The sequence below is a fragment of the Burkholderia sp. ABCPW 11 genome, assembly GCF_001523445.1.
Lineage (GTDB): Bacteria > Pseudomonadota > Gammaproteobacteria > Burkholderiales > Burkholderiaceae > Burkholderia.
Genome location: NZ_LOVM01000008.1, coordinates 60,790 through 80,037 on the forward strand (window position 1 = coordinate 60,790; position 19,248 = coordinate 80,037).

At 68.4% G+C, this 19,248-nt stretch carries 17 protein-coding genes; 9 read left to right on the forward strand and 8 right to left on the reverse strand.

All coding sequences use genetic code 11. The features are described from left to right. Positions 1-19: 19 nt before the first annotated feature. Positions 20-1,084, reverse strand: coding sequence for a selenide, water dikinase SelD (selD, locus tag WS61_RS04325; protein ID WP_095211604.1), 1,065 nt, complete (start codon positions 1,082-1,084; stop codon positions 20-22). A gap of 128 nt (positions 1,085-1,212) precedes the next feature. Here selD and WS61_RS04330 point away from each other — a divergent pair, with 128 nt between their 5' ends. After that, positions 1,213-2,049 carry a DMT family transporter gene (locus tag WS61_RS04330; RefSeq protein WP_059499397.1) on the forward strand — a complete coding sequence of 279 codons (837 nt, stop codon included), beginning with the start codon at positions 1,213-1,215 and terminating at the stop codon, positions 2,047-2,049. 251 nt (positions 2,050-2,300) lie between these two features. On the opposite strand, the gene WS61_RS04335 is transcribed toward WS61_RS04330, so the two are convergent. Continuing rightward, positions 2,301-3,809 carry a PLP-dependent aminotransferase family protein gene (locus WS61_RS04335; protein ID WP_059499398.1) on the reverse strand — a complete coding sequence of 503 codons (1,509 nt, stop codon included), beginning with the start codon at positions 3,807-3,809 and terminating at the stop codon, positions 2,301-2,303. 126 nt (positions 3,810-3,935) lie between these two features. On the opposite strand from WS61_RS04335, the gene WS61_RS04340 reads away from it, so the two are divergent. Beyond that, a complete protein-coding gene (locus tag WS61_RS04340) occupies positions 3,936-5,219 on the forward strand; it encodes a 4-aminobutyrate--2-oxoglutarate transaminase (protein WP_095211605.1) in 1,284 nt (427 codons plus the stop codon). A gap of 88 nt (positions 5,220-5,307) precedes the next feature. Then, entirely contained in the window at positions 5,308-6,777 is a 1,470-nt protein-coding gene (gene gabD, locus WS61_RS04345) for an NADP-dependent succinate-semialdehyde dehydrogenase (protein WP_059499400.1), read from the forward strand. A gap of 116 nt (positions 6,778-6,893) precedes the next feature. Here the strand turns inward: gabD and WS61_RS04350 are convergent, their stop codons facing one another. Beyond that, the gene (locus WS61_RS04350; RefSeq protein ID WP_059499401.1) at positions 6,894-8,438 is read right to left on the reverse strand and encodes a PAS domain-containing methyl-accepting chemotaxis protein; all 1,545 of its coding nucleotides are present in this window, start codon (positions 8,436-8,438) and stop codon (positions 6,894-6,896) included. Between WS61_RS04350 and WS61_RS34690 the strand changes: the two genes are divergently transcribed. The 4 genes from WS61_RS34690 to WS61_RS04365 all read left to right on the forward strand — a co-directional run bounded on the left by WS61_RS34690 (position 8,437) and on the right by WS61_RS04365 (position 10,775). Next, the gene (locus WS61_RS34690; protein WP_156440575.1) at positions 8,437-8,712 is read left to right on the forward strand and encodes a hypothetical protein; all 276 of its coding nucleotides are present in this window, start codon (positions 8,437-8,439) and stop codon (positions 8,710-8,712) included. The two genes, WS61_RS04350 and WS61_RS34690, sit on opposite strands and share 2 nt — an antisense overlap. A gap of 36 nt (positions 8,713-8,748) precedes the next feature. Further along, entirely contained in the window at positions 8,749-9,606 is an 858-nt protein-coding gene (locus WS61_RS04355) for a bifunctional 2-polyprenyl-6-hydroxyphenol methylase/3-demethylubiquinol 3-O-methyltransferase UbiG (RefSeq protein ID WP_059499402.1), read from the forward strand. Continuing rightward, positions 9,603-10,163: a GNAT family N-acetyltransferase gene (locus tag WS61_RS04360; RefSeq protein ID WP_059499403.1), complete on the forward strand. Its 561-nt coding sequence runs from the start codon at positions 9,603-9,605 to the stop codon at positions 10,161-10,163. Before WS61_RS04355 ends, WS61_RS04360 begins: the two co-directional genes overlap by 4 nt. 84 nt (positions 10,164-10,247) lie before the next feature. Continuing rightward, positions 10,248-10,775: a DUF523 domain-containing protein gene (locus tag WS61_RS04365; protein WP_059499404.1), complete on the forward strand. Its 528-nt coding sequence runs from the start codon at positions 10,248-10,250 to the stop codon at positions 10,773-10,775. A gap of 100 nt (positions 10,776-10,875) precedes the next feature. Here WS61_RS04365 and pcaF read toward each other — a convergent pair whose 3' ends face one another. After that, positions 10,876-12,078 carry a 3-oxoadipyl-CoA thiolase gene (pcaF, locus tag WS61_RS04370; RefSeq protein WP_059499405.1) on the reverse strand — a complete coding sequence of 401 codons (1,203 nt, stop codon included), beginning with the start codon at positions 12,076-12,078 and terminating at the stop codon, positions 10,876-10,878. Between the two features lie 226 nt (positions 12,079-12,304). On the opposite strand from pcaF, the gene WS61_RS04375 reads away from it, so the two are divergent. Beyond that, a complete protein-coding gene (locus tag WS61_RS04375) occupies positions 12,305-13,093 on the forward strand; it encodes an IclR family transcriptional regulator (protein ID WP_059499406.1) in 789 nt (262 codons plus the stop codon). Between the two features lie 241 nt (positions 13,094-13,334). Here WS61_RS04375 and WS61_RS04380 read toward each other — a convergent pair whose 3' ends face one another. Both WS61_RS04380 and WS61_RS04385 read right to left on the reverse strand, forming a co-directional pair. After that, entirely contained in the window at positions 13,335-14,450 is a 1,116-nt protein-coding gene (locus tag WS61_RS04380) for a succinylglutamate desuccinylase/aspartoacylase family protein (RefSeq protein ID WP_059499407.1), read from the reverse strand. 55 nt (positions 14,451-14,505) lie between these two features. Further along, on the reverse strand, positions 14,506-15,279 hold the full coding sequence (locus WS61_RS04385) for a transporter substrate-binding domain-containing protein (protein ID WP_059499408.1): 774 nt from the start codon (positions 15,277-15,279) through the stop codon (positions 14,506-14,508). Positions 15,280-15,415: 136 nt separating this feature from the next. On the opposite strand from WS61_RS04385, the gene WS61_RS04390 reads away from it, so the two are divergent. Next, on the forward strand, positions 15,416-16,336 hold the full coding sequence (locus WS61_RS04390) for a LysR family transcriptional regulator (protein ID WP_059499409.1): 921 nt from the start codon (positions 15,416-15,418) through the stop codon (positions 16,334-16,336). A gap of 42 nt (positions 16,337-16,378) precedes the next feature. On the opposite strand, the gene WS61_RS04395 is transcribed toward WS61_RS04390, so the two are convergent. Together WS61_RS04395 and WS61_RS04400 are read right to left on the reverse strand one after the other, a co-directional pair. After that, positions 16,379-17,710, reverse strand: a complete 1,332-nt coding sequence (locus WS61_RS04395; protein WP_059499410.1) for an MFS transporter — start codon at positions 17,708-17,710, stop codon at positions 16,379-16,381. 56 nt (positions 17,711-17,766) lie between these two features. Next, positions 17,767-18,957 carry a M20 aminoacylase family protein gene (locus WS61_RS04400; RefSeq protein WP_059499411.1) on the reverse strand — a complete coding sequence of 397 codons (1,191 nt, stop codon included), beginning with the start codon at positions 18,955-18,957 and terminating at the stop codon, positions 17,767-17,769. Positions 18,958-19,248 lie beyond the last annotated feature (291 nt).

The following is a 19,248-nucleotide window of genomic DNA, read 5'->3' on the forward strand; positions in this document are numbered from 1 at the left end:
TCGGTGTGTGAATCGGCACTCAGGCGACGTCGACGCGTGCGGGCCCGTCCACCATCTCGCCGATCACGGCCGCGCGGTCGAACCCGTCGGCACGGAAGCACGCGAGCACGTCGTCGACCGCTTCCGGCGCGCACGCGACCAGCAACCCGCCCGACGTCTGCGGATCGGTCAGCAGCGCCTGCGCGACGGGCGGCAGCCCGTCGGCGAGCCGCACATCGGCGCCGTACGCGGCCCAGTTGCGGCCCGACGCGCCGGTGAACACCCCGTCGGCAACGAACGCCTCGACGCCCGCGAGCCACGGCAGCGACGCATAGTGCACGCGCACGGTGAGTTGCGCGCCGCGCGCCAGTTCGAGCGTATGGCCGAGCAGCCCGAAGCCCGTGACGTCGGTCAGCGCATGCACGCCCGGCAGCGCGGCGAGCTCGGCGCCCGGCCGGTTCAGCTTGGTGGTGGTCGCGACCATTTGCGCGTAACCGTCGGCATCGAGCTGGTTCTTCTTCAGCGCGGCCGACAACACGCCGACGCCGAGCGGCTTGCCGAGCACGAGCACGTCGCCCGCGCGCGCGGCCGCGTTGCGCTTCACGCGCGACGGATGCACGACGCCGATCGCCGCGAGCCCGTAGATCGGCTCGACCGAATCGATCGAATGGCCGCCCGCGACCGGAATGCCGGCATCCGCGCACACCGATTCGCCGCCGCGCAGCACGGCGGCGATCGTCTCGTGCGGCAGCACGTTGATCGGCATGCCGACCAGCGCAAGGGCGAGGATCGGCTTGCCGCCCATCGCGTAGACGTCGGACAGCGCGTTGGTGGCCGCGATGCGGCCGAAGTCGAACGGATCGTCGACGATCGGCATGAAGAAATCGGTGGTCGCGACGATCGCCTGCTCGTCGTTGAGCCGGTAGACGGCCGCGTCGTCGGAGGTTTCGGTGCCGACCAGCAGGTCAGGGAACAGCGCGGGCGGCGTCGCGCGCTTGAGCAGCTCGGACAGCACGCCCGGCGCGATCTTGCAGCCGCAGCCGCCCCCGTGCGACAGGCTCGTGAGGCGCGGAACGGCAGGCTGGGCTTGAGTGGCTTCGGTCATCGTCGGCATCCGGTGAATACGGTGAATAACAACGCTCCATTATCGACAATTCCGCGCGAGCGCGCCCGATACCCACATAATTGACGGCCCTTGCCGGCTCCCGCCCTTGCTCGCTTCCTCATTGATCGATGGATCACCTCTTCGTCGCCCTCGTGCTGTGCTCGGCTCTGCTGCACGCGATCTGGAACGCGTTCCTCCACGTCAGCGAAGACCGGTTGGTGCAACTCGGCGCGATGTCGCTGCCGTATCTCGCGTTCGGCATCGCCGGCGCCGTGCTGCTGCCCGCGCCGGCGCCCGCCGCATGGCCGTACGTCGCCGCATCCGCGGTGCTCGAGGTCGCGTACTGTTTCACGCTCGCGCGCGCATACCGCAACGGCGAATTCGGGCAGATCTATCCGATCGCGCGCGGGATGTCGCCGCTGCTGGTGTCGGTGCTCGCGTTCGCCGTGCTGCACGAACGACCGACTTCGCTCGGCTTCGCGGGCATCGCGCTCGTATCGTTCGGGATCATGTCGCTCGCGCTGCGGCGCGGCTTCAGGTTCTCCGGAGAAGGCGTGCCGTACGCGTTGCTCACGGGCGTGTTCATCGCCGCGTATTCGCTCTGCGACGGCATCGGCTCGCGCGTGTCCGGCAGCGCGCTCGGCTACATCGCATGGGTGTACCTGCTGTGGAGCGTGCCGCAGCTCGCGCTCGTCTGCGCATGGCGCGGCGGCCCGCGCGCGGTGCTCGGCTCGCGCACCGCCCTTGCGCAGGGCGCGATCGCCGGCACGATCTCGCTCGCCGCGTACGGGATCGTGATCCTCGCGTACCGGCACCTGCCGGTCGCGACCGTGTCGGCGCTGCGCGAAACGAGCTCGATCTTCGCGGTCGCGATCGGCTGGTTCGCGATGCGCGAGCGGCCTGGTCCGCAGCGGCTCGTCGCATGCGCGCTGGTGGTGACGGGCGCGGCGTTGATCCGGCTGTAACGCCCGCACCGGGCCCATAGCCGGTGCCGGCCTTCACGACCGATTCCGCGAGATGCCCTCTCCGCGCCGCTGTGCCTTGCAATATTGCCCGCCGCTCTTGCCAGAGGGGGAGCCGCATGAACCGGTTGGCGACTCCCGTTCAACGACGCGGAAGCAGGCGGGCTGGCCGCGCGCGAAAAACACGCGCCTCGTTGCGGAGCGTATCGAGCTTCGACGGAATCGCAACGAGTCGATATCGCCGTGCTCGCACGTCACGCCAGCGCAACGGCCCCGCCGAACGCCCGCTCGTCGATCGCCTCGGCCAGCGTCGCGAACGCCGTCGCGATCTCGTCCTCCGGCACGCACGCATAGCCGAGCAGCAAGCCCGATGCCGCGCGCTCGCGGTGCGCGTAGTAGCCGGACAACGGCCGCACGACGATGTTGCGCTCGAGCGCGGCCTGCGCGACGGCTCGATCGTCGGCACCGTCCGGCAGCCGCGTGACGAGATGCAGCCCCGCGTCGCTGCCGAGCGCGTGCAGCGTATCGCCGTAGCGGCGCGCGACCGCGTCGAGCAGCACCTCGCGGCGTTGTCCGTACAGCGTGCGCATCTTGCGGATATGCGACACGAAGTGCCCTTCCGCGATGAATTCGGCGAGCACGGCCTGCTGCAGCAACTGGCCTTCGCGATACAGCTCGGCGCTCGCGGTCGCAAAACTCTCCGCGAGCGGCTCCGGCGCGACCAGATAGCCGACCCGCAGCCCCGGGAACAGCGTCTTGCCGAAACTCCCGACGTAGATCACCTGCCCGGCCGTGTCGAGCCCCTGCAGCGACGCGAGCGGCCGGCTGCCGTAGCGGAATTCGCTGTCGTAGTCGTCCTCGATGATCCAGCAACCGTGCTGGCGCGCGTATTCGAGCAACATCCGGCGGCGCGCGAGGCTCATCACCATTCCGAGCGGATACTGATGCGACGGCGTGACGAGCATCAGCTTCGGCGGCGCGGCGAGATCGGCGGCCGACGGCGCGATGCCTTCGTCGTCGACCGGAATCGGCCGCGTGGTGAGCCCCGACACGTTCAGCACGCTGCGCACGCCCCAATAGCACGGATCCTCGGTCCAGATCGCATCGCCCGGATCGGTCAGCAGCCGCACCGCGAGGTCGATCGACTGGTGGATGCCGGTCGTGATCACGATCTGCTCGGGCGTGCAGCGCACCGAGCGCGACGTGCGCAGGTAGTCGGCCAGCGCCTCGCGCAGCAGCGCGAGGCCGCCGCCGGGCGCATAGGTCAGCAGGTCCGGGCGCAAGCGCCGCCAGTACTTGTTGTGCAGCCGCGTCCATACGCGCGCCGGAAATCGCGACACATCGGGCACGCCCGGCATGAACGCGCCGCCCTGACGCTTCGACACGCCGGCGCCTTCGACGAGCCGCGTGCCGCGCGCGGACAGGCGCCGCACGGACGGCGTCACGACGGCCGGCCCGGCCGCCACGTCGGGAGGCGCGCCGACGATCTCGTCCGGCGCGCTGTCGGCGACGAACGTGCCGCGACCCGTCGCCGAGTGCACATAGCCTTCGAGCACAAGCTGTTCGTATACCTGCGTGACCGTGTTGCGCGCGATCCCGAGCTCGGCGGCCAGCAGCCGCGACGACGGCACGCGCGTGCCGGCCGGCAGTTCGCGCGACAGGATCGCCTGTTGCAGCAGCCGGTGAAGCTGGCGGTAGATCGGCTGTTCGCCGCCGCGCACGAGGCGCTGCGCCAGCCAGTCCGACAACACGCTTGCGCGCATGATTGGCTCCTGATTATTTATTGAAATGGCTCTGATTGCCGGAGCCAAATGTGATTATAGTCGCGTCCATGGGCTGCCAAGGCGCCCGATTTTCTACCCACCGGACCGAACATCAAGGAGATGACCGTGAAGAATGCCGACCTGCAGGCCCGCAAGAACGCCGCCACCCCGCGCGGCGTCGGCGTGATGTGCGATTTCTACGCAGCCCGCGCCGAGAACGCGGAGCTGTGGGATGTCGAAGGCCGCCGCTTCATCGATTTCGCCGCCGGCATCGCGGTGCTGAACACGGGCCACCGCCACCCGAAGATCGTCAAGGCGATCGCGGATCAGTTGAACAGCTTCACGCACACCGCCTACCAGATCGTCCCGTACGCGTCGTACGTCGAGCTGGCGGAAAAGATCAACGCACGCGCGCCGGGCGACTTCCCGAAGAAGACGGCGTTCTTCACGACCGGCGCCGAAGCCGTCGAAAACGCGATCAAGATCGCGCGTGCGGCGACCGGCCGTCCGGGCGTCATCGCATTCTCGGGCGGCTTCCACGGCCGCACGATGATGGGCATGGCGCTGACCGGCAAGGTCGCCCCGTACAAGCTGAACTTCGGCCCGTTCCCGGGCGACGTGTTCCACGCGCCGTACCCGAACGCGCTGCACGGCGTGACGACGGCCGACTCGATCAAGGCGATCGAGATGCTGTTCAAGGCCGACATCGATCCGAAGCGCGTCGCCGCGATCATCTTCGAACCGGTCCAGGGCGAAGGCGGCTTCAACCCGGCGCCGGCCGAGTTCGTGCGCGCGCTGCGCAAGATCTGTAACGAACACGGCATCCTGCTGATCGCCGACGAAGTGCAGACGGGCTTCGCGCGCACCGGCAAGCTGTTCGCGATGCAGCACTACGACGTGCTGGCCGACCTGATCACGATGGCGAAGAGCCTTGCCGGCGGCATGCCGCTGTCGGGCGTCGTCGGCCGTGCGGACGTGATGGACGCCGCCGCGCCCGGCGGCCTCGGCGGCACCTACGCGGGCAATCCGCTGGCCGTCGCGTCGGCGCACGCGGTGCTCGAGATCATCGACGAAGAGAAGCTGTGCGAGCGCGCGACGCAGCTCGGCGACGTGCTGAAGGCGAAGCTGAATGCGCTGCAGGCGGACGTGCCGCAGATCGCCGACGTGCGCGGCCCGGGCGCGATGATCGCGGTCGAATTCCTGAAGCCGGGTTCGGGCGAGCCGGATGCCGAGTTCACGAAGCGCGTGCAGGCGCGTGCGCTCGAGCGCGGGCTGCTGCTGCTCGTGTGCGGCGTGTACTCGAACGTCGTGCGCTTCCTGTTCCCGCTGACGATCCCGCAAGCCGTGTTCGACGAAGCGCTCGCGATCCTCGAGGAAGTGCTGAAGGAAACGGTCGGCGTGCCGGCCTGAGTGCCCGTCCCCGACTGAATGCGCCGCCCGCCGTCGTGAAGACGGCGGCGGCCGTTTGCATCCGTCCTTTTCAAAGCAGGTGATTCATATGAGCACGGTTCAGGAAACCCTGGCACTGAAAGATCCGTCGCTGTTCCGCCAAGAGGCGTACGTCAACGGCGAATGGCAACGCGCAACGAACGGCGAGACGTTCGACGTCCGCAACCCGGCGACGGGCGGCCTGCTCGGCACCGTGCCGGCGATGGGCGCGGCGGAAACGCGTCACGCGATCGACGCCGCGAATGCCGCATGGCCGGCGTGGCGCAAGAAGACCGCGAAGGAACGCGCGGTCATCCTGCGCAAGTGGCACGACCTGATGATGGAGAACGCCGACGACCTCGCGCTGATCCTCACCACCGAGCAGGGCAAGTCGCTGGCCGAAGCGAAGGGCGAGATCGGCTACGCGGCGTCGTTCCTCGAGTGGTTCGCGGAAGAGGGCAAGCGCGTGTACGGCGACACGATCCCGACGCCGGCGAGCGACAAGCGCATCGTCGTGACGAAGGAAGCGATCGGCGTGTGCGCGGCGATCACGCCGTGGAACTTCCCGGCGGCAATGATCACCCGCAAGGTCGGCCCGGCGCTCGCGGCAGGCTGCCCGATCGTCGTGAAGCCGGCCGAGGCGACGCCGTTCTCCGCGCTCGCGATGGCCGCGCTGGCCGAGCGCGCTGGCGTGCCGGCCGGCGTGTTCAGCGTCGTCACGGGCGACCCGAAGGCGATCGGCGGCGAACTGACGTCGAACCCGATCGTGCGCAAGCTGTCGTTCACAGGCTCGACACCGGTCGGCCGCCTGTTGATGGCGCAGTGCGCGGCGACGGTCAAGAAGGTGTCGCTGGAGCTCGGCGGCAACGCGCCGTTCATCGTGTTCGACGACGCCGACCTCGACGCGGCCGTGCAGGGGGCGATCGCGTCGAAGTACCGCAACAGCGGCCAGACGTGCGTGTGCACGAACCGCTTCTACGTGCATGAAGCCGTGTACGACCAGTTCGCGCAGAAGCTCGCGGCGGCCGTCGGCCAGTTGAAGGTCGGCCGCGGCACGGAGCCGGGCGTCACGCAAGGCCCGCTGATCAACGAAGCAGCCGTGCTGAAGGTCGAGGCGCACATCGAGGACGCGCTCGCGAAGGGCGCGACCGTCGTGACGGGCGGCAAGCGTCACGCGCTCGGTCACGGCTTCTTCGAGCCGACGGTGCTGACCGGCGTCACGCCGGCGATGAAGGTCGCGAAGGAAGAGACGTTCGGGCCGCTCGCGCCGCTGTTCAAGTTCGGCAGCGACGACGAGGTGATCCGCCTCGCGAACGACACCGAATTCGGCCTCGCCGCGTACTTCTACAGCCGCGACATCGGCCGCGTGTGGAAGGTCGCCGAAGCGCTCGAATACGGGATGGTCGGCGTGAACACGGGCCTGATCTCGAACGAAGTCGCGCCGTTCGGCGGCGTGAAGCAGTCGGGCCTCGGCCGCGAAGGTTCGCACTACGGCATCGACGACTACGTCGTGATCAAGTACCTCTGCCTGGCCGTCTGACGGTTCCGGGCCTGGCGCGCGAGCGGCAGGCCCCGGCCGCCCGGCCGGAACCGGGCGGTCACGACGCGGGCCGGTATCCCTCTCCGCCGTGCCCGCGTCACCTGCCTTCTCCGCAATCAGCGGAATACGTTCACCGCCTCCACCAGCCGCGTCGCCTGCTGCTTCAGGCTTTCCGACGCCGCCGTGCTCTGCTCGACGAGCGCCGCGTTCTGCTGCGTGATGTTGTCCAGATGCACGACCGCCTGGTCGACCTGCGCGACGCCCGTGCTCTGCTCAGCCGTCGACGAGCTGATTTCCGCGATCAGACCGGACACGCGCTTCACCTGCGTGACGATGTCCTCCATCGTCCGGCCCGCCTCGTCCACGCGCCGCGCGCCCGACTCCACCCGCTCGACGCTCGCGCCGATCAGCGTCTTGATCTCCTTCGCCGCGTTCGCGCTGCGCTGTGCGAGCGCGCGCACCTCGCCTGCGACCACCGCGAAACCACGACCCTGCTCGCCCGCGCGTGCGGCCTCGACCGCCGCATTCAGCGCGAGGATGTTGGTCTGGAACGCGATGCCGTCGATCACGCCGATGATGTCGGCAATCTTGCGCGAACTCTCGGTGATCTCGCTCATCGTCGCGACGACCTCGCTCACCGCCTGCCCGCCACGCTCGGCCGCGTCGCTCGCGGAAACGGACAACCGATTCGCCTGCAGCGCCGTTTCCGCATTGCTCGACACGGTGGCCGTCATTTCCGCCATCGACGCGGCGGTCTGCTGCACGCTGGACGCGGCCTGCTCGGTACGCGCGCTGAGGTCGTTGTTGCCTTGCGCGATCTCGTTGCTCGCGCGCTGCACGTTGTGCACCTGCTCGCTGACGTCGTCGACGAGCCAGCGGAACATCAGCCCGAGCTGGTTGATCGTGCGCAGCGTCATGCCGATCTCGTCGACGCGATTCATCCGCACGCCGCGCCGGCTCTCGCCGGTCGCGACGTTCAGCGCCTGCTCGTGCAGCCGCTTCAGCGGTTGCACGATCTGCGCATCGAGCCACCAGCCGGCGGCGGCCGCCACGCCGATCGTCACACCGGCAAACGCCGCGAGCCCGTTGCCGGTCAGCCCGCAGGCCCAGCCCGCGCCGACGATCGCCGGCGCCAGCACACACGATGCCGAATGAACGCGCGCACGCACCGACATCGTCTGCGGCAGCGACGCGATCCGCAGCAGCCCGGTGCGGATGACGAGCCCCTTGTGGAACCGGCGCCGACCGTTCTTGCCTTCGCGAAACGCGCGATACAGCGCGTCCGCGGCCTGGGTCTCGTCGCGCGTCGCCTTCGTGCGCACCGACATGTAGCCCTTCGGCTGCCCGTTGCGCATCACCGGAATCGCGTTCGCGCGCACCCAGTAATGGTCGCCGTTCTTGCGGCGGTTCTTCACGAGCGCGGTCCACGGCTCGCCGCGCCTGAGCGTCGCCCACATGTCGGCGAACGCCTCCTTCGGCATGTCCGGGTGCCGCACCACGTTGTGCGGCTGGCCGACGAGTTCCTCGTTCGAGAACCCGCTCACCTGCGCGAACGTCGTGTTCGCGTAGGTGATGACGCTGTCGGCATCGGTCGTCGACATCAGTGTGACGTCGTCGGGAAAATCGAATTCCTGTTGAGTAACGGGCTGGTTGTTGCGCATGCAAGGCTCCGAAAGGCGGATCTGTCGTCCGCATCGCGCTGAAATCGCGCTCAGTAGCCGAAAAACGGTTGATCGCTTTACGACACTCTCGTCCTTTGTCGGCAATGCACCGGGAAACCTTAATCCTGTCGCGCATCATGCATGCAATTCCGCCATTACCATGATTTCGATCAAATATTCCGGCGATAATCGCGGCACGTGTTTATCGACTTGTCACAACGCGCCGCCCGGCGTGCCGATGCCGGCATCCGTTGCGCGCGGCGAAACGATTTGACTTATCCTGCTCCATTCCCACCGGAATTCGAATTCGATGAAAAAGGCATTGCACGAACTGAATCGGTTGTCCTGGAATAAGGCGACGGTCGCGCATAACAGCCATAAAGGCGATCAGGCCGCATTTTTCCGCAATGGCGGCTCGACGCTGTTTCCGGAAGAACGCGAACTACTCGGCGATCTCGCGGGTCTGCGGCTCTTGCACCTGCAATGCAACGCGGGGCAGGACACGCTGAGCCTCGTGCGCGAGGGCGCGGACGCAACCGGCGTCGACATCTCCGACGAGGCGATCGACTTCGCGCGGCAACTGTCGGCCGACGCGGGCCTGCCCGCGCGATTCGAGCGCGCCGACGTACTCGACTGGATGCCCGAAGCCGCCGCGCGCGGCGAGCGCTTCGATCGCGTGTTCACGTCGTACGGCGCGATCTACTGGCTGTCGGACCTGACCGCATGGGCGCACGGGATCGCCTCGCTGCTCGCATCGGGCGGCCGCTTCGCGATGGTCGAGTTCCATCCGTTCTCACTGTATTTCGACGAACACTGGCAGCCGCACTACGACTACTTCAAGGACGACGCGACCGAGGAACCCGCAGGCGTCGGCGATTACGTCGCGGCGTCCGGCACGGGGCTCGGCGCGCAACACGACCGCCCGGGCATCGTCGATTTCGCGAACCCGCATCCGAGCTACGAGTTCATGTGGGGCATCGGCGAAGTAGCGAATGCACTGATATCGGCCGGTCTCGCGATCGATCGCTTGACCGAATATCCGTACGCGAACGGCTGGAAGGGCTTCGACGGCATGCGCGAGCTGGACGGCCGCCGGATGGTGCCGCCCGAAGGCATGCCGCGGTTGCCGTTGATGTACGCAATCGCCGCGCACCGGGTGGCCGCATGACGCGCCGCACCGCGGCCGCGCGCGACGCGCTGTCGGCCCGCCTGCTGGCCCGCGACGACGTGCCGCTCGTGTGGACCATCGACCGGCGTGAAATCATCGAACACCTGTACGTGCTGCGCGACGGCGCGCTGCATCTCGTGCCCGAGTTCTACGACGTGGCCGGCTGGCCCGACGGCGAAGCCGAGCACTACACGCCGATCCTGCTCGACTGTCACGACCGCGGCGGCTGGTTTCTCGGGCGGTTCGACGGCACGCGGCTCGTTGCGGCCGTCGTCGTCGACAGCCGGCCGCTCGGCCCGCGGCGCGACATGCTGCAGTTGAAGTTCCTGCACGTGAGCCACGATTGGCGCGGTTGCGGGCTCGGCGAACAGCTCTATCGCGCGGCGCAGGCGCAGGCACGCACGATGGGCGCCGAGCGTCTGTACGTGTCGGCCACGCCGTCGCAGCGCACGATCGACTTCTACCTGCGGCTCGGCTTCACGGTCAGCGCGGCGCCCGATCCCGAGCTTTACGCACTCGAGCCCGAAGACATTCACCTCGAAGGGCCGACGGCGTGACCGCCCAGCATGCGGATGAAGCGTAGAATTTTGCGCGCCGCCACAGCCCCATCAGTTGCCGTCAGCACGTCACGGAGCGCGACATTGAACGACGACCCGCCACCGCCCGCCACGCCGAAGATCCTCGTCAGCATGTGCGTGGTCGGCCATCCGGTCCGTTACAACGGCTCGGCGAAGACCGCCGCGCACGAGGCGCTCGAACGGTGGCAACGCGAAGGGCGTCTCGTGGCCGTCTGCCCGGAGCTGGCGGGCGGCCTCGGCGTGCCGCGCCCGCCTGCCGAGATCGCCGGCGGCGCATCGGGGCAGCAGGTGCTGTCGGGTCACGCACGCATCGTCGACGTGGACGGCACCGACGTGACGGCCCCATTCGTGGCCGGCGCGCAGACCGCGCTGGCCCTCGCGCAGGCACACGGCTGCCGCTTCGCGATCCTCGCCGATGGCAGTCCCTCGTGCGGCAGCACGTTCATCTACGACGGAAGTTTCGAGAGCCGGCGGCACGCGGGCGCCGGCGTCACGGCGGCGCTGCTGCGCGCGCATGGCATCGAGGTGTTCGCGGACACCGAGATCGACGCGCTCGACGCGCGGCTCAGGCAGCTGTCGCCAGCCGGTTAACGACGATGGGCGGCACGAGACACCTCGTGCCGCCCATCGTGGCGGAAACGGCGCGGCGGTAAAGCGGCGCGTATCCGGCCGCTTCACCCCATCGCGCCGGTCAGACGCGTTCGATCGCGATCGCGATGCCCTGACCGACGCCGATGCACATCGTGCACAGCGCAAAGCGGCCGTTCGTGCGATGCAACTGGTACATCGCTGTCGTCACGAGGCGCGCACCCGATGCGCCGAGCGGGTGACCGAGCGCGATCGCACCGCCGTTCGGGTTCACGCGCGGATCGTCGTCGGCGACGCCGAGCATGCGCAGCACCGCGAGACCCTGCGACGCGAACGCTTCGTTCAGCTCGATCACGTCGAACTGGTCGATCGTCATCCCGAGCCGCGCGAGCAGCTTCTGCGTGGCCGGCGCGGGGCCGATGCCCATCACGCGCGGCGCGACGCCGGCCGTCGCGATCCCCAGCACGCGGGCGCGCGGCGTCAGGCCGAAGCGCTTCGCGGTTGCCTCGTTCGCCAGCAGCAGCGCGGCGGCGCCGTCGTTGACGCCCGACGCGTTGCCGGCCGTGACCGAGCCGTCCGGGCGCACGACGCCCTTCAGCTTCGCGAGCGCTTCGAGCGACGTTTCGCGCGGATGCTCGTCACGCGACACGACCACCGGATCGCCCTTCTTCTGCGCAATCGTGACCGACACGATTTCCTCTGCGAGCGTACCGTCCTGCTGCGCACGCGCGGCCTTCTGCTGGCTGCGCAGCGCGAACAGGTCCTGATCCGCGCGGCTGACGTGGTAATCGACTGCGACGTTCTCGGCCGTCTCCGGCATCGAATCGACGCCATACAGCTGCTTCATCAGCGGATTGACGAAACGCCAGCCGATCGTCGTATCGTAGATGTCGGCCTGGCGCGCGAATGCGCTCGCGGCCTTGCCCATCACGAACGGCGCACGCGTCATGCTCTCGACGCCGCCCGCCACCATCAGCGCGGCTTCGCCCGACTTGATCGCGCGCGCGGCCACGCCGACCGCATCCATTCCGGAGCCGCACAGGCGGTTGATCGTCGAACCGGGCACGCCCTCCGGCAGGCCCGCCAGCAGCGCCGACATGCGCGCGACGTTGCGGTTGTCCTCGCCGGCCTGGTTCGCGCAGCCGTAGATCACGTCGTCGATCGCCGTCCAGTCGACGTCGCGGTTGCGCTCGACGAGCGCCTTGAGCGGCACCGCGCCCAGATCGTCGGCGCGCACGCCGGACAGTGCACCGCCGTAACGCCCGATCGGCGTACGGATCGCATCACACAGAAAAGCTTCGGTCATCAGTGTCTCCGGTCCCGTGAAAGGCTGGGAAATGAACGGGGCGCCCCCTTGCATTGCCCGCCGGGATGCGCTTAAATGTTCTATATACGAACATAAGATCGTGTATCGAACGTTCAACGCATCATAGGGAGTGCAGGGACGACCTGTCAAGGGCGCGGTCCGCCGTGCGGTTGGCGTGTCGGGCCCCTTGCGCTATCTTCTCGGCTGCACGACATTCCAGGCGCTCATGACAACCGACGATATTCAAACGAAACCCGGCGACTCCTATGTGCAGTCGTTCGCGCGCGGCCTCGCGGTGATCCGCGCATTCGACGCGGCGCGCCCGGAGCAGACGCTCACCGAGGTCGCGTCGGCCACCGGCCTCACGCGCGCGGGCGCGCGCCGGATCCTGCTCACGCTGCAGACGCTCGGCTACGTCGAGGCCGACGGCCGGCTGTTCCGGCTCACGCCGAAGATCCTCGAGCTCGGCTTCGCGTACCTGACGTCGATGCCGTTCTGGAATCTCGCCGATCCGGTGATGGAGCAGTTGTCCGCGCAGATCCACGAAAGCTGCTCGGCCGCGGTGCTCGACCGCACCGAGATCGTCTACGTGCTGCGCGTGCCGACCCGCAAGATCATGACGATCAACCTGTCGATCGGCAGCCGGCTGCCTGCGTATTGCACGTCGATGGGCCGCGTGCTGCTGTCCGCGCTCGACGACGCGACGCTCGACGAAACGCTCGCGCAAAGCGGGATCCGCGCGCATACGCCGCGCACGATCACCGACATCGGCGAACTCAAGGCGACGATCGCGCAGGTGCGCCAGCAAGGCTGGGCCGTGGTCGACCAGGAACTCGAGGTGGGCTTGATGTCGATCTCCGCGCCGATCCGCAACCGGCGCGGGCAGGTGATCGCCGCGATGAACATCAGCGGCAACGCACAGCGGCATACCGCGAAGCAGATGGTGAAGGAGTTTCTCGGGCCGCTGCAGCAGGCCGCGCAGACGGTATCGGAGCTGGTGGCGCGGCGCGGCTGAGCGATCGTTCGCCCGGCGAACCGGCAAGACGGGGATGGAGGGATCGCGTGGCGCGAAGCGGATAAAAAGACGGGCGGCATGCGCCGCCCGCTCAACTCTCTGACTCTGTTTGCAACGTCCTTCTCACGGAACACGGAGCGCGCTCCGCATCGCCCAATTTAGGAGCGCGGCAACGCCCGGTCAATTTGACGAGAACGAAATTGCACGGCGCATTTCGGACACCGCGCGCACCCGGCGCCGCTCACGCGCCCAGCAACATCCCCGTTCGCACCGGCACCGTGCCCGTCACGCGGCCGAGCGGCGCGCCGGCCGTCACGAAACGGATCGCGCGCCGCATGTAGAACACGCCATCGGTCGCGCTCGAGATCGTCGTGACCGCATCCGTCAGCGGATCGACGATGTCGAACAGCGGATCGCCCGCACGGATCGTCGCGCCGATCGCCGCACGGTGCACGAGAATCCCGCTCACCGGCGCGTAAAACTGCTCGCTGCCCGCAAGCGGCGTGGCCGGCGCGGCCAGCGGCGGCAGCGGCGCACGTTCGCCGCGCACCGCGCCGCACCACACGAGATAGTCGACGAGCGCGTCGGCGTCGCGTTGCGCATAGTCGTACGTCACGTCGCGCTGGCCGCGGCACTCGACGGTCACAGCCACGGTGCCGGCGGCCATCGGCGTGCCCTCCGGCAAATGCGCGCGCAATCGCGACCACAGCAGGTGATGCGCGTCGTCGAACGCATGGCCGCCCGAATCCTCGGCGAGCAGCGACACCTCCGCACCGAGATAACGCGCGAGCGGCTCGACGTCCGGCCACGCGGTATCGCTCGTGTATACGTGCATCACCGCTTCGAGCGAGCAATGCAGGTCGATCACGACGTCGGCGTCGTGCGACAGCTTCAGCAGCGCAAGCTGCAGCGCATCGAATTCGGTGCGCGGCGCGATGTCGTCGAGCGCCGCGCCGACGCATTCGCGCACGATCGCGCGATTGCGCGCGCCGTCGCCGCCCAGCCGGTCGCGCGCCCGCGCGGCGATCTCCGCGAGCGGCAGGAAGCCGCGATTGAAGTTGCGGCCGCTCGCGAGGTCGAAACGGCCGATGAACTGCCCGAGCAGATGATGATTGAGACCGACCGGGTTCGACACCGGCACGAGCACGACTTCGGCCGCGAGCCGGCCTGCGGCGTCGAGTTGCGCGAGGCGCTGCTTCAGCACGACCGCCGCGAGCATCGCCGGCGTCTCGTCCGCGTGCAACGCGGCCTGCAGGTAGATCTTGCGGCCGCTGCCGGCCGGCCCGAAATGAAAGCTCGTCAGCGTGCGCTGCGTGCCGATCGACGGCGACAGGAGCGGCGTGGTGCGAATCTGCATCGATGGTCTCGAACGGATGAAAACGGGGAATCGGAACGACGGGCCTGCACGGCGCTCAGTCGCCGTACGGGTTGAAATCGAAATACTGCTTCGCGATCCGGTCGTACGTACCGTCCTTCAGCATCGACGCGATCGCGCCGTCGATCGACGCCTTGAGCGCGGTATCCGACTGCCGCATGCCGATGCCGACGCCGCGATCGCCCATGTCGAGCGGCGCGCCGACGAACGCGAAGCCCTTGCCGCGCGGCTGGCGCAGGAACCCATAGTCGGCTTCCACGGTGCCGAGCAGCGCCGCGTCGAGGCGGCCGTTCACGAGATCGGCGAACACGTCGTCCTGGCTCTTGTACGGCACCACGCCGACGCCGGCCGGCGCCCAGTGCGCGAGCGCCCACGATTCGAACTGCGTGCCCGACTGCACGCCGACGCGCTTGCCGGCCAGCGACGCCGCCGTGCCGTCGAGCCCGCTGCCGGGCCGCGCGACGAGCCGCGACTTGAAGCGGAACAGCTTCGACGAGAACAGGATCTGTTTCTCGCGCTTCGCGGTGATCGCCATCGACGACAGGATCGCGTCGATCTTGCGCGCCTGCAACGCGGGGATCATCCCGGAGAATTCGAGTTCGACCCACTGGCAGCGCAACTGCGCGCGGCGGCAGATCTCGTTGCCGAGATCGACGTCGAAGCCTTTCAGGCTGCCGTCGGGCGCTTTCGCATCCATCGGCGGATAGGTCGGGTCGATGCCGAGCCGCACCACGTGCGCGTCGAGCGCAAACGCGGACGTGGCCGCCAGGCCAATGCACAGGGAAACGAGCGGGACGAGGAGACGTTTCATGATCGACGATGGGCAGGTAGCGGGACGAACGGCATGCGCCGGACTGCCTGCGATCGTAGGGGCCGCCGGCTGCCGCCGGAACCATCGGCTGACTTATCATGATCGGTATTTCCGATCACCGGCCTCGCAGCTTCCCATGGCGTTCACGCTGTCCCAGCTCCGCATCTTCCAGGCCGTCGTCGAGCACGGCAGCCTGCGCGCGGCCGCACGCGCGCTCGATCTCGCGCAAAGCGGCGTCTCGCAGCAACTGCAGGGCCTCGAGGCGACGCTCGGCGCGACGCTGTTCACACGCACCAATCGCGGGATCGTGCCGACGGCCGTCGGCCAGCGGCTGCTCGCGCGCTCCGGTTCGATCCTCGGCGAATGCGATCAGGTCGAGCGGGAAATTCGTCAGTTGAGCGGCGCCTACGAAGGCACCGTCACGCTCGGCCTCGTGACCGAGCCGCTGATCGACGCGTTCGCGCCGGTGCTGACCGCGTTCCGCTCGCGCTTCGACAAGGTGGACGTGCACCTGCGCACCGGCACGTCGCGGATGATGATCGGCTGGCTGCGCGAAAGCGCGGTCGATTTCGCGATCGCGCTGGTCGCGAAGCAGACCGATACGACCGATCTCACGGTCACGCCGCTGCGCACGTCGGCGCCGGTGGTCGTCTGCCGCAACGGGCACCCGGCGATGCATGCGCGATCGCTCGCCGAGCTGGCCGACCACGCGTGGGTGTCCACGCGCTCGCCGAACCTGAGCGCCGACCCGGTCGTCAACCGGCTGCTCGCGTACTTCGACGCGCACGGCCAGCCGCCGCCGAAGATCCTCGCGACCGTCGAAGGGATGTTCGAGACGCTGCAGATCGTCACGCAGACCGATTCCCTCGCGCTCGAAACCGAAGCGATCACGCGGCACGGGCCGTTCGCCGGCGCGCTCGTGAAGGTGCCCGTGCGCGAACGGGCCGAAGCGCAGGACGTCTGCCTGCTGCAGCGCGCGGCCGTACCGCTGACGCCGGCCGCGCAGGAACTCGCGACGATGCTCGCGTCGTATCTGAGGGTGGTGCGCGGGCGGTAAGCGCATACGGCCGCGCGCGCCGCCCCCATCACGCCTCGCGCGTCAGTCCAGCGATTCGCGCGCGGTCTCGCGCAGCATCGCGACCGCGATCAGCGACAGCACCACGCACGCGGCCACGTAGCCCGCCGGTGCGAGCTTGCTGCCGGTCGTCTTCACGAGCCAGGTCGCGATCAACTGCGCGGTGCCGCCGAAGATCGTCACCGCGAGCGCATACGCGATCGAGATGCCCGTCGCCCGCACGTGGCGCGGCAGCGACTCGCACATCAGCGCCATTTCCGATGCGGAGCCGAGCGAATAGAACAGCAGCATCAGCGCGGTCAGCGGCAGGATCACCGACAGCGTCGGATGATGGTTCATCAGCCAGAATGCCGGAAACAGCAGCGCGACCAGCACGCCGCGGCCGACGAAGATCGGCAGGCGCCGGCTGCCGAGCTTGTCCGACAGCCAGCCGAACAGCGGGCACGTAACCAGCATCACGCAGCCCGACGCGACGCCGACGAACATCGACAGCTTCATCGGCAGGCCGAGCGTGTGGATCGCGTAGGTCGGCATGTAGAACGTCAGGATGTAGGTCGACACCGTGCCGCCCATCACCGTGAGCATCAGCAGCAGCACCGTGCGCGCGTGCTTCGAGAACAGCTCGTGCAGCACGCCGCGCTCGATGCCGTGATGGCGGTCGCCGGGCGCGTCGTCCGCGAGCCGGCGACGCAAAAACATCCCGACCGGCGCGATCAGCACGCCGACGAGGAACGGCAGCCGCCAGCCCCAGCCTTCCAGCGCGTCCTTCGTCATCGTGTTCGACAGCAGCGCCGCGAACCCCGAGCCCATCAGCGCGGCGCCGCCTTGCGTCGCGAGCTGCCAGCTCGCGCGGAACCCGCGACGCGACGTGCCGCCCTGTTCGAGCAGCGTCGACGTCGCCGCGCCGAATTCGCCGCCTTGCGAGAAGCCCTGCAGCAACCGCGCGAACACCACGAGCAGCGGCGCGGCCACGCCCACCTGCGCATAGGTCGGCGCGATCGCGATCAGGCCGGTGCCGAGCGCCATCAGCATGATCGTCAGGTTCAGCGCGGCCTTGCGCCCCTTGCGGTCGGCGTAGACGCCCAGCACGACGCTGCCGAGCGGCCGCGTGAAGAAGCCGGCGGCGAACGTCGCGACCGACAGCAGCAGCGACGTGGTCGGGTCGCTCGACGGGAAGAACAGCTTGCCGATCAGCACCGCGAAGAAGCCGTACACGGTGAAATCGAAGAATTCCAGCCAGTTGCCGATCACGGCCGCGGCGATCGCGCCGCGCCGCGTGACGGCAGGCGCGCCGGGCGCCCCGGCTTCGGCGGCGCCCGGCGACGCGGGGTGCAGCGCGAGATGGTCTTTCTGCATCGCTCTCCTCTCCTCTCAATGCGGCCGGAAGCGCCGGCTGCGCGCCGCCGTTGCAATCACTGCCCGAGGTAACGCTCGACGAGGCGCGTCCAGAACGCGGCGCCGATCGGCAGGTTGCGATCGTTGAAGTCGTATTTCGGGTTGTGCACCATGCAGCCGTCCTCGCCTTCGCCGTTGCCGAGCCGCACGAACGAGCCAGGCCGCTGCTGCAGCATGAATGCGAAATCCTCGCTGCCCATCAGCAGGTCGGCCTGCTCGACCACGTGCGCATCCCCGACGAGTTCGCGCGCGACCTGCGCGGCGAAATCCGTTTCGGCATCCGTATTGACGACGACCGGATAGCCTTCGATGTATTCGACGTTCGCGGTCGCGCCGTAGCTCGCGGCCTGCGTTTCGGCCAGCTCGATGATGCGGCGCTTGAGCAGCGCGCGCACCTCGGGGCTGAACGAACGCACGCTGAGTTCGAGGCGCGCGCCGTTCGGAATCACGTTGTTCGCGGTGCCCGCGTGCATCGAGCCGACCGTGACCACCGCCGGCTGCGACGGGTCGACGTTGCGCGCGACGATCGTCTGCAGCGCCATCACGATGCTCGCCGCGACCACCACCGGGTCGACGGTCAGATGCGGCCGCGCCGCGTGGCCGCCGACGCCTTCGATCGTGACGATCGCCTTGTCGCCCGCCGACATGAACGGGCCGCGCCGCGTGAGGAAGACGCCGGGCGCCGCGCCCGGATGGTTGTGCATGCCGAACACGGCGTCGCACGGGAAACGCTCGAACAGGCCGTCGTCGATCATCTTCTTCGCGCCACTGTCGACGCCGTGCTCTTCCGCCGGCTGGAAATACAGGTGCACGGTGCCCGAGAAGTTGCGCGTCTTCGCGAGATGCTGCGCGGCGCCGAGCAGCATCGTCGTGTGGCCGTCGTGGCCGCATGCGTGCATCTTGCCGTGCGTGCCGCTCGCATACGGCAGGCCGGTCGCCTCGACGATCGGCAGCGCATCCATGTCGGCGCGAATGCCGATGCTGCGCGCGCCGTCGCCCACCCGCAGCGTACCGACGACGCCCGTCTTGCCGACCCCGCGCGTCACCTGCCAGCCCCATTGCTCGAGCTTGTCCGCGACGAGCGCGGCCGTGTCGTGCTCTTCGTACGCGAGTTCGGGATGGTGATGGATGTGGTGACGGATCTCGCGCAGCCCGCCTGCGGCGGGCATCAGATCCTCGACTTCGGTGAATCGGGTAGCGGTGGTCATCAAGGGGCTCCTGCCGTTCGTCTGCGCACGCGGGGGATGCGTGCGGGAAAGCGAGCCACTATAGCGAGCCGATATCCGCGCAATAAGATGCGGAATTTTTCACCGCGATAAGGTTTTTTAATCAGGGTTAATACGGGGGCGTCGGTCCGGTGTAGCTTTCGATCGGATAGGGATTCAGGCTCACGATGGATAGCCCGTACACCCAGTCGAAAACGGCTTTCCACCCTGACCGGGAAGCCCGACCCGGCAAGTGGCGCCGCCCTTTCATCGCGTGCCACGGCGAAGGATGTA

What these genes read in the sequence shown, in the direction of transcription:
- selD (WP_095211604.1), bottom strand. Translation starts at nt 1,084, where the DNA reads ATGACCGAAGCCACTCAAGCCCAGCCTGCCGTTCCGCGCCTCACGAGC.
- WS61_RS04330 (WP_059499397.1), top strand. Translation starts at nt 1,213, where the DNA reads ATGGATCACCTCTTCGTCGCCCTCGTGCTGTGCTCGGCTCTGCTGCAC.
- WS61_RS04335 (WP_059499398.1), bottom strand. Translation starts at nt 3,809, where the DNA reads ATGCGCGCAAGCGTGTTGTCGGACTGGCTGGCGCAGCGCCTCGTGCGC.
- gabD (WP_059499400.1), top strand. Translation starts at nt 5,308, where the DNA reads ATGAGCACGGTTCAGGAAACCCTGGCACTGAAAGATCCGTCGCTGTTC.
- WS61_RS34690 (WP_156440575.1), top strand. Translation starts at nt 8,437, where the DNA reads ATGCAAGGCTCCGAAAGGCGGATCTGTCGTCCGCATCGCGCTGAAATC.
- WS61_RS04350 (WP_059499401.1), bottom strand. Translation starts at nt 8,438, where the DNA reads ATGCGCAACAACCAGCCCGTTACTCAACAGGAATTCGATTTTCCCGAC.
- WS61_RS04355 (WP_059499402.1), top strand. Translation starts at nt 8,749, where the DNA reads ATGAAAAAGGCATTGCACGAACTGAATCGGTTGTCCTGGAATAAGGCG.
- WS61_RS04360 (WP_059499403.1), top strand. Translation starts at nt 9,603, where the DNA reads ATGACGCGCCGCACCGCGGCCGCGCGCGACGCGCTGTCGGCCCGCCTG.
- pcaF (WP_059499405.1), bottom strand. Translation starts at nt 12,078, where the DNA reads ATGACCGAAGCTTTTCTGTGTGATGCGATCCGTACGCCGATCGGGCGT.
- WS61_RS04375 (WP_059499406.1), top strand. Translation starts at nt 12,305, where the DNA reads ATGACAACCGACGATATTCAAACGAAACCCGGCGACTCCTATGTGCAG.
- WS61_RS04380 (WP_059499407.1), bottom strand. Translation starts at nt 14,450, where the DNA reads ATGCAGATTCGCACCACGCCGCTCCTGTCGCCGTCGATCGGCACGCAG.
- WS61_RS04385 (WP_059499408.1), bottom strand. Translation starts at nt 15,279, where the DNA reads ATGAAACGTCTCCTCGTCCCGCTCGTTTCCCTGTGCATTGGCCTGGCG.
- WS61_RS04390 (WP_059499409.1), top strand. Translation starts at nt 15,416, where the DNA reads ATGGCGTTCACGCTGTCCCAGCTCCGCATCTTCCAGGCCGTCGTCGAG.
- WS61_RS04395 (WP_059499410.1), bottom strand. Translation starts at nt 17,710, where the DNA reads ATGCAGAAAGACCATCTCGCGCTGCACCCCGCGTCGCCGGGCGCCGCC.
- WS61_RS04400 (WP_059499411.1), bottom strand. Translation starts at nt 18,957, where the DNA reads ATGACCACCGCTACCCGATTCACCGAAGTCGAGGATCTGATGCCCGCC.